This is a genomic window from Clostridium sp. (assembly GCF_047777555.1).
Lineage (GTDB): Bacteria > Bacillota > Clostridia > Clostridiales > Clostridiaceae > Clostridium_H.
The window spans coordinates 158,283-168,242 of the sequence record NZ_JBKEEV010000006.1 but is presented as its reverse complement, the minus strand read 5'-3'; the positions used below and the strand labels follow the sequence as shown (position 1 = coordinate 168,242).

Annotated in this window: 4 protein-coding genes, 2 pseudogenes and 1 riboswitch; all 6 genes and pseudogenes read right to left on the bottom strand. The window is 32.7% G+C overall.

Features of this window, described 5'->3' with window-relative positions:
- Window positions 1–20: 20 nt before the first annotated feature.
- The 6 genes and pseudogenes from ACFWTK_RS10785 to purM all read right to left on the bottom strand — a co-directional run bounded on the left by ACFWTK_RS10785 (window position 21) and on the right by purM (window position 9,956).
- Window positions 21–1,440, bottom strand: a pseudogene (locus ACFWTK_RS10785) (NCS2 family permease).
- Window positions 1,441–1,528: 88 nt separating this feature from the next.
- Window positions 1,529–1,630: riboswitch (purine riboswitch) on the bottom strand.
- Window positions 1,631–1,714: 84 nt separating this feature from the next.
- Window positions 1,715–5,487, bottom strand: a pseudogene (locus ACFWTK_RS10780) (phosphoribosylformylglycinamidine synthase).
- Window positions 5,488–5,499: 12 nt separating this feature from the next.
- On the bottom strand, window positions 5,500–6,765 hold the full coding sequence (purD, locus tag ACFWTK_RS10775; protein ID WP_415876013.1) for a phosphoribosylamine--glycine ligase: 1,266 nt from the start codon (window positions 6,763–6,765) through the stop codon (window positions 5,500–5,502).
- A gap of 54 nt (window positions 6,766–6,819) precedes the next feature.
- Window positions 6,820–8,322: a bifunctional phosphoribosylaminoimidazolecarboxamide formyltransferase/IMP cyclohydrolase gene (gene purH / locus ACFWTK_RS10770; protein WP_415876012.1), complete on the bottom strand. Its 1,503-nt coding sequence runs from the start codon at window positions 8,320–8,322 to the stop codon at window positions 6,820–6,822.
- A 45-nt stretch (window positions 8,323–8,367) separates the two neighbouring features.
- On the bottom strand, window positions 8,368–8,973 hold the full coding sequence (gene purN, locus ACFWTK_RS10765) for a phosphoribosylglycinamide formyltransferase (protein WP_415876011.1): 606 nt from the start codon (window positions 8,971–8,973) through the stop codon (window positions 8,368–8,370).
- The gene (gene purM, locus ACFWTK_RS10760; protein ID WP_415876010.1) at window positions 8,961–9,956 is read right to left on the bottom strand and encodes a phosphoribosylformylglycinamidine cyclo-ligase; all 996 of its coding nucleotides are present in this window, start codon (window positions 9,954–9,956) and stop codon (window positions 8,961–8,963) included. Before purM ends, purN begins: the two co-directional genes overlap by 13 nt.
- Window positions 9,957–9,960 lie beyond the last annotated feature (4 nt).

The following is a 9,960-nucleotide window of genomic DNA, read 5'->3' as shown; positions in this document are numbered from 1 at the left end:
AAAATGCTGCGCATTTTTCTTTATTGCGGCAGCATAACAAATCTAAAGATAAATAATAATGCTAACACATACATAATTGGATGTACATCTTTTTGTATTTACCTGTAACTAACTTCATTATTGGGTAAAAGATGATTCCGGCTGCTACTCCATTAGCAATACTGTAGCTAAATGGCATAATAGCAATTGTAAAGAACGCTGGTAATGCTTCTGTAAAATCGTCAAAATCAATTTCTTTAACTGCTCCTAACATAAGAACTCCTACAATAACCAATGCTGGCGCTGTAGCTTCTGATGGAACTATCCCAATTAATCCGCCGAAGAAAAGTGATACTAAAAATAAAACTCCAACTACAAAAGAAGTAAGTCCTGTTCTTCCACCTTCTGCAATTCCTGCCGCTGATTCTACAACTGTAGCTAAAGTGGTAGTACCAAACATTGCTCCCATAGTCGTTGCTAAAGAATCTGATAAAAGTGCTTGTTTCATGTTTTTAACTTTTCCATCTTCCATTACCATATCTGCCTTTTGAGCTGTTCCTACTAATGTTCCTATACTATCGAATAAGTCTACAAGACTAAATGTTACTATAACCATGAATATGCTCACAATGGCACCAATTACTCCACTTCCTCCATGTCCTAATAATCCTTGAAAATCAAATGAGAAAAAAGTTTTTCCGATTGGTGGAACATAGAATAACTGCATTCCTCCTGTCTTAGTTATTCCCATAGGTATTCCTATAATTGTTGTTATTATCATGCTTATTAACATAGCACCTTTTTACTTTTTTAGCCATTAATATAGCCATAATAACTATACCTATTATAGTAAGTATAGTACTTGGATTTTTAAAATCTCCAAAACCAACTAAAGTACCTGGATTGGACACTATTATATTTCCACTCTTCAATCCTATTAATGATATGAATAATCCAATTCCTGCTGTTATAGCAAGCTTAAGATTTTGTGGTAGTGCATCTACTATTTTTTCTCTTATAGAGGTTAATGTTATTAATATAAATACACTTCCTGATATAAAAACTGCTGTTATCCCCTGCTGCCACGTATATCCTAGATTTAAGCAAACACTATATGAGAAAAATGCTGTAAGTCCAATTCCAGGAGCTAATACAATTGGTAAATTAGCATAAAATGGCCATTATAAAGGTACCTATAGCTGATGCTATACAAGTACTAGCAAAAGCCGAACCTACGATTGGATCATTCAATATAGTCAAAGTTCCTGCAGCATCTCCCTGTAATCCTGCTGAGTTCATGCCTGATGCCTTAAGTGTATTAGGAATTACTAAAAGCACATAAGCTACTGTAATAAATGTTGTAAGACCCGCTAATATCTCGGTTTTTATGTTTGTGTTATTTTCTGATAGTTTAAATGCTTTTTCAAGTATAGAAACTTTATCTTTGTCTGCTACTTCCATGTTATTCCTCCTTCGTTATAAAAAACTTTTTTAAAGTAAAAAATTCTAGCTACAGGCACAAGTAAACCTGCAACTAGAATCTATGACAATCGTAGCTAAGCTTACTCATAGTAGAAAAATTTAAGGTTTTCCTGTAGAAACTTCCGAACCGTATTATCGGATTTATATGAGTTAAATAAAAAGATATTTTGTTTTCTACTATGTTATCACCATATTCTACATTAGTCAACACATATGAACATTTTTTTATTTTTAAATTAAATAGCATTATTATTTATTTAAAATAGCTAACTCCAGCTTCAAATATTTTTTGATCCTTTTCACCTGCTATGTTTTTATAAAGATTTTCTCCAATTCTCTCTGAATGCCCCATTTTCCCAAATATTCTTCCATCAGGACTTGTTATGCCTTCAACTGCATACATAGATCCATTAGGATTAAATTCTATATCATAGGTTGGATTTCCACAAAAATCAACATATTGAGTTGCTATCTGTCCATTTTTTAATAACTCTTGAGCCATTTTAGGAGTACATACAAATCTTCCTTCTCCATGAGATATAGGTATACTATAGACATCTCCAAGACTTATATTAGAAAGCCACGGTGATAGATTTGAAACTTTTTTGGTCATTACAAAATTTAGAACTATGTCTTCCTATAGTATTGTAAGTTAATGTAGGAGATTCTTCATCTATATCCCTTATTTCTCCATATGGAAGCAGCCCCAGTTTTATTAGAGCTTGAAATCCATTGCATATACCAAGAATTAAACCATCTCTATAATTTAAGAATTTCATTACTGCATCTTTAACCTTAGGATTTCTAAATACGGTTGCTATAAACTTCCCTGAACCATCTGGCTCATCACCAGCGCTAAAGCCTCCTGGAAGAGCTATTATCTGAGAATTATTTATACTATCTACCATATCTTCTATAGATTCTTTTATATCCTTAGATGTCAAGTTTCTGAATACACTTACTTTGGTTTCAGCTCCAGCTGCTTTAAACCTCTTTTCTATATCATATTCACAATTTGTTCCAGGAAATACTGGAATATAAACCTTAGGTTTTGGAAGTCTTTATACAGGGTGCTCTACTTATCTTTCCTATCATATAGCTGTAATTCTATATCTTCACATATCTTTTCTACTTTAGTTGGAAATACATTCTCTAAAGGACCTTTCCCAATGCTCTATCAATGTCTCTAAATCTATTTCTACATCTTTAATCTTTATTTTACGTGTACTTTGAGTAAATCCAAGCAATATATAATTTATATCGTTCAATTCTTTCTTTAATTCTACCTTGTTGCATATTTCTAGAATGATAGAGCCATAATCTGGAGTGAATAAGTCTTCTACCTTTATATTATTAGAAAAATTAAAACCTATCTTATTACCAAAGCTCATCTTAGATATTGCTTCTGCAATTCCGCCCATTTTTACACTGTAAGCTGACAAGACTAACTTTCTGTTTATTAATCTATTAACTAATTCATAATTTTTTTTCAATTCATTAAAATCTGGTATATCATTTTCATTCTTTGGAGTCTTTATTAAGATTACTTTGCTCCCCTTTTTCTTAAATTCTGGAGATATAATATTGTCTATATTTGTTACATTTACTGCAAAAGCAACTAAAGTAGGTGGAACACTAATATCTTTAAAGGTTCCAGACATACTGTCTTTTCCTCCTATTGCTGCTATACCCAACTTTCTTTGTGCATAAAGCGCTCCTAAAAGTGCTGATAAAGGCTTGCCCCACTTTTTAGGATCATCTCCAAGCTTTTCAAAGTATTCTTGAAGCGTAAGTCTAACATTTTTATAATCTCCTCCTGAAGCAACTATCTTTGTTACTGCCTCTACTATAGCATATAATGCTCCATGAAATGGGCTCCATTTGCCTATTTTAGGGTTGTATCCATAAGACATCAAAGTACACTGTTGAACTCTCTCCATTTAGCACAGGTATTTTGAAGCACATAGCTTCCGCCGGGGTTTTACAGTATTTTCCACCAAAAGGCATAAGTACTGTTGATGAACCAATAGTATTATCAAATCTTTCTACAAGTCCTTTTTGACTGCATATATTTAAATTTTCAATAGTCTCTATCCATTTGCCTTTTATGTCTTCTATATTTGTTACCTTGAAATAGGACTTCTTCTGAAGGACTCTGTACTTTTACATTAACTCTTTTGCTTAACTCCATTAGTATCTAGAAAGTCTCTGCTTATATCAACTATGGTTCTGCCCTCTCCACAGCATTTTAAGTCTTCTATCTCCAGAAACCTTTGCTACTTCTACAGCTTCAAGATTTTCTTCTTTAGCATATTCTATAAATTTTGCTGCATCATCTTTTCCTACTACCACAGCCATTCTCTCTTGGGATTCAGAGATGGCAAGCTCTGTTCCATTCAATCCCTCATATTTTTTTGTAATTAAATCCAGGTTTATAGAAAGACCTTCACTTAATTCTCCTATAGCAACAGAAACTCCTCCAGCTCCAAAATCATTACATCTCTTAATGATTCTGCTTACTTTTGGATTTCTAAAAAGCCTCTGAAGCTTTCTCTCTTCAGGAGCGTTTCCCTTTTGAACTTCAGCGCCACAATTTAGGATAGATGTTTCATCATGTTCTTTTGATGAGCCTGTTGCACCACCACAGCCATCTCTTCCTGTTCTTCCTCCTACAAGTATAATAGAGTCTCCTTCTATTGGAGTTTCTCTAATAACATTTTCTTTAGGCGCTGCACCAATTACGGCTCCAATTTCCATTCTCTTAGCCAAAAAATCTTCATCATAAACCTCTGCTACATGACCTGTAGCAATTCCTATTTGATTTCCATATGAGCTGTAACCTTGAGCTGCTTTTATAGTAATCTGCCTTTGGGGAAGTTTTCCTTTTAAAGTTTCTTCAACTGGTTTTCTTGGATCTGCGCTTCCTGTTACTCTCATAGCCCCATACACATAACTCCTTCCTGATAGAGGGTCACGTATAGCTCCACCAAGACAGGTTGCAGCACCTCCAAAAGGCTCTATTTCTGTTGGATGGTTGTGAGTTTCGTTTTTAAACATTATAAGATACTTTTCACTTTTTCCATCCACATCTACGTCACATTCAATGCTGCAGGCATTAATTTCATCAGATACTTCTAAGTCCTCTAGAAGTCCTTTTTTTCTAAGTTCTTTCATACCAATTGTTGCTATATCCATTAAACATATATCTTTATTCTTTTCTTTATCTTCATAAACATAATTTCTCAAATTTTTATATTCTTCATAGGTTTTCTTTATTATATCTGTATACTTTCCTTCTTGGAATTCTACTTCTTGGATTTGTGTTTGAAATGTTGTATGTCTACAATGATCTGACCAGTAAGTATCTATTACTTTTATTTCTGTTATGGTAGGATTTCTTTTTTCTATATTTCTAAAATAATCTTGACAAAATTTTAGGTCTTCAAAGCTCATAGCAAGTCCATTATCATTCATAAATTCTTTAAGCTCATATGAATCTTTACTTATAAAATTCTCTAAAACTTCAACATCTTCTGGAGCTTTTAAATTCATTTCAAGACTTAGTGGTTTTTCTAAAGTTGTTTCCATAGAATCTACAGTATTTATATAATAGTTTTTAATATTTTCCAAATCTTCCCTGCTTAGATCTCCCGAGATTATAATAACCTTTGCACATCTAACTATTGGCTTATTATTCTGAGTTAATATCTGAATACACTGAGCTGCAGAATCAGCTCTTTGGTCATATTGTCCTGGCAGATATTCTACAGCAAATATATTTTCACTCTTCTTAACAGTTATTTCTTCATCATACACCATATCTACTACAGGCTCTGAAAAAATTATGCGTTTTGCTTTTTCATACTCTTCCTTTGATATTCCAGATACATCATAACGGTTTAAAACTCTTAGATTTTCTATAGTTTTTATATTCAAATTTTCTCTAATATCTTTTAAAAGCCCTTTTGCTTCTACATCAAAAGGAGATTTCTTCTCTACAAATATCCTTCTAATCTCAGTTTTCATGCACCTGTCTCCTTACAAATTATTTTTATCCAATCTTACTCCTATATCTCTTCTATAATAAATACCTTCAAAGGTAATCTTCTCAATTTCACTGTAAGCTATTTCCCTTGCCTCTTCTAAAGTACTTCCTAGAGCTACTACATTTAATACTCTTCCTCCAGAGGTAATTAAATTTCCCTCTCTTTCTTCTGCTCCGGCTATAAATACTTTGCAGTTTGTATTTTCTATACCTTTTATTTTATATCCTTTTTCATATTTTCCCGGATATCCCTTAGATACAGCTGTAACACAACAAACATGAGAATTTTTCCACTTTATATTATAGTTTTTCAGCTTTCCATCTAAGGCATTTAATATTAAATCTACGTAATCACTTTTCATAAGAGATAAAACTGCTTGAGTTTCAGGGTCTCCCATTCTTACATTGTATTCTAAAAGGTATACTCCTTTTTTAGTTATCATAATTCCAAAGAATATAGTACCTACATAATCCATTTTTTCTTCTCTTATTCCTACTAAAGTAGGCTCTAAAATATCTTTATTAAATTTCTCTAAAACTTCTTCAGTGCAATAAAAATTTGGTGCTATAACTCCCATTCCACCAGTATTAGGCCCCTTATCTCCATCAAATATCTGTTTATGGTCCTTACTTGATATAAATGGAATTATAGTTTTTCCATCAGTAATTGAAAGAATTGAAGCTTCTACTCCTTCTAAAAATTCTTCAATAACTATCTTAATTCCAGCACCTTCAAATATGTCTTTAATCATAATCTCCTGCACAGCATTTCTTGCTTCTTCCTCATTCTGGCATATAACAACGCCTTTTCCTGCTGCTAATCCATCTGCTTTTATTACTGTAGGATAAGTACATGTTTTTAAATATTCTAAAGCTTTAGCTGCATTATCAAAAGTTTGATACTCTGCTGTTTTAACCCCATACTTTTTCATAAAACTCTTTGAAAAACTCTTACTTCCTTCAAGAGCAGCAGCTTTTTTGCTTGGTCCAAAGATTTTTAAATCATTCTTCTTAAATTCATCCACAATTCCCTCTACTAAAGGCACCTCTGGTCCTACAATTGTAAGTTCTATTTTTTCTTTCTTTGCAAAAACAATAAGCTCTTCTATAGTTCTTAGATCTACATTCTCACATTTTTCTTCCATTCTTGTGCCTCCATTTCCTGGAGCACAATAGATTTTGTCTACTAAAGGACTTTGTGATATCTTCCATGCCATAGCATGTTCCCTTCCGCCAGAACCAATGATTAAAATCTTCATATTTTTAACCCCCAACCAAAATTTCAACTAAAGAAAATTGCTATGCAATTTTCTTTAGTGCTTAAAGTGCCTTGTTCCTGTGAACACCATTGCTATACCATTTTCATTACATGCTTTTATAGAATCTTCATCTCTAATAGAACCGCCTGGCTGAATAATAGCCTTAATTCCATATTCCGCTGCTGTTTTTACTACATCGTCAAATGGGAAGAAAGCATCTGATGCCATTACTACAGCACCTTTTCCTCTTTCTAGGGCTTCTTTAGCTGCCCAAATCCTATTAACTTGTCCTCCACCTATACCCACTGTCATTCCGTTCTTCACTACTACAATAGCGTTGGATTTTACATATTTACATATCTTCATAGCAAAGATTAAATCCTTCATTTCTTCTTCACTTGGCTTCTTTTCTGTTACTACCTCCATTTTCTCTGCAAATAAAGTATCTTCACTTTGAACTAGTATTCCTCCGTCCACTTTTGCTAAATTAAATTTATCCTCTGGCTTTACAGCACACTTTACAACTCTTAAGTTTTTCTTTGTTTTAAGTACATCTAGGGCATCCTCATCAAAATCTGGAGCAATTACTATTTCTAAAAATATAGATATCATTTTTTCTGCTGTTTTCTTGTCAACTTTTCTATTAAAGGCTACTATTCCTCCAAATATAGAAACAGGATCACAGGAATAAGCCTTCATATAAGCGTCATATACATCTTCCCCAAGGGCAACTCCACAAGGAGTATTATGTTTAAGTCCACAGCAAGCTATGTCCTCAAATTCAGAGACAGTCTTCCAAGCTATATCCATATCTTTAATATTGTTATAAGAAAGTTGTTTTCCATTTAATACTTTAAAGTTATTTATGGCACCTTTACCACTTGTTGCTGTGTAGTAAGCAGCAGTTTGATGAGAGTTCTCTCCGTATCTCAAATCCATAGATTTTTTATAAGAAAGTGACAAATATTCTGGATATTCCTCATCTTCTAAAAGAAAATTGCTTATAGCAGCGTCATAAGCTGACATAAGGTTAAATACCTTTCCTGCAAACCTTTTTCTAGTTTTATAGTCTACATCACCAGTATTTTCAATTTGTTCTATAACATTTTTATAATCCTCTGTATCTGTAAGTACCACCACATCTTTAAAGTTTTTGGCAGCTGCTCTTATCATGGTTGGACCGCCTATATCTATAAATTCTATCTTTTCATCAAAATCTAAATTCTCTTTAACTTTTTCAAAGAAAGGATATAAATTAACCACTACCATATCTATGGGCTTTATATTTTTTTCATTTATAACCTTCATGTGCTCTTTCTTATTTCTTATAGCCAATATTCCACCGTGTATGCTAGGATGAAGGGTTTTTACTCTTCCATCTAAAATCTCATCAAAACCTGTGACTTCGTTAACCTCTATAACATTAATATCATTCTCTTTTAAGTATTTGTATGTACCACCTGTTGATATAATCTCCACACCTTTGCTAACTAAAAATTTTGCTAATTCTAATATGCCCTCTTTGTTAAAAACGCTTATTAACGCTCTTTTAATCATATCAGTACCCCCTTGTTTAATAATTTATCACTTTAATAAACTAAATTATACGTAAATCTTTCCCTTTTGTAAAATCACCTTTTTCTCTGATATGAGTTTTATTGCTTCTACTAGTGCTTTATGTTCTTCTACAAGCACTCTTTTTTGAAGACTTTCTGGTGTATCGTCCTCTTCAACCTTCACTGCCTTTTGAATTATTATAGTGCCAGTATCAGTACCTTCATCTACAAAATGAACAGTGCATCCTGTAATTTTAACACCATATTCTAAGGCTTTTTCATGAACCTTTATTCCATACATACCTTTACCACAAAAGGATGGTATTAATGAAGGATGAATATTTATAATTCTGTTTTCAAATTTTTTTAGTATTTCGCCTTTTAAAATAGATAAATAACCTGCAAGAACTATTAAGTCTACCTTTTCATCTACTATCTCTAAAATTTTATCTGACAATGCTTGGCCATAGACTTTTCTGTTTAATACAAAAGTTTTTATATTGTGCTTTTTAGCTCTTTCTATAGCAAAGGCTTCTTCTTTATCGCTAATTACAAATTCTATGCTGCATTTTAAATCCTTTCTTTCTATGCTATCAATAATAGCTTGCAGGTTGGTTCCTCCTCCAGATACTAAAACAGCTATTTTAAACATACACCTTTTCCTCCAGCTTCTACATATCCTATTTTATATGCCCTGCTTTCCATTTTTTCTATATCCTTAATAATGCTATCTGAATTTTCAGAATCAACGCATAAAACGAAACCTATTCCCATATTAAATGTGTTAAACATATGTTCCTCTTCTACGCCTAAAGACATAATATATTTAAATATTTCTGGCACATTAAAGCTTCCTTTATTTATAACTGCTGTATAGTTTTGCTTGAACATTCTTGGAATATTTTCATAGAAGCCTCCTCCAGTTATATGAGCCATTCCTTTAATTTTATACTTGTTCATTAAATCGAGAATTAATTTTACGTATATCTTTGTAGGAGTTAAAAGAATCTCTCCTATTTTCTTTCCATTAAAATCTCGATTTAAATCAGTAATGAGTTTCCTGACCAAAGAATATCCATTGCTGTGAATTCCAGAAGACTCAATTCCTATAAGTACATCATTAGGCTTTATTTCACTTCCATCTATAATCTCATCCTTCTCTACAATTCCAACACAAAAACCTGCAATATCGTATTCTCCTTCTTTATAAAATCCCGGCATTTCTGCTGTTTCTCCTCCAATTAGAGCACAACCTGCATCTATGCATCCACGACTTATACCTTTAACAATATCTGCAGCCCTTTCTCCTTCCAGCTTTCCACAAGCAATATAATCTAAGAAAAACAAAGGCTTTGCACCATGACATAAAATATCATTAACACACATGGCAACACAGTCAATTCCTACAGTATCATACCTATTCATATCAAATGCTATTTTTAATTTAGTTCCAACTCCATCTGTGCCAGATACAAGAACTGGATTATGATATTTTGGTATTTCAAACATACCTGCAAAACTTCCTAGGTTATTAAGAACACCATTTGTAAAAGTTTCTGATGCATGTTTCTTCATAAGAGTAACTGCTTTATATCCTTCTTCTATATTAACCCCTGCTTCTTTATAAGTTACCATAATA

Bases quoted from the DNA above. Each gene is read 5' to 3' on its own strand.
- purN (WP_415876011.1), bottom strand. From the start codon at position 8,973: ATGTTTAAAATAGCTGTTTTAGTATCTGGAGGAGGAACCAACCTGCAA.
- purD (WP_415876013.1), bottom strand. From the start codon at position 6,765: ATGAAGATTTTAATCATTGGTTCTGGCGGAAGGGAACATGCTATGGCA.
- purH (WP_415876012.1), bottom strand. From the start codon at position 8,322: ATGATTAAAAGAGCGTTAATAAGCGTTTTTAACAAAGAGGGCATATTA.
- purM (WP_415876010.1), bottom strand. From the start codon at position 9,956: ATGGTAACTTATAAAGAAGCAGGGGTTAATATAGAAGAAGGATATAAA.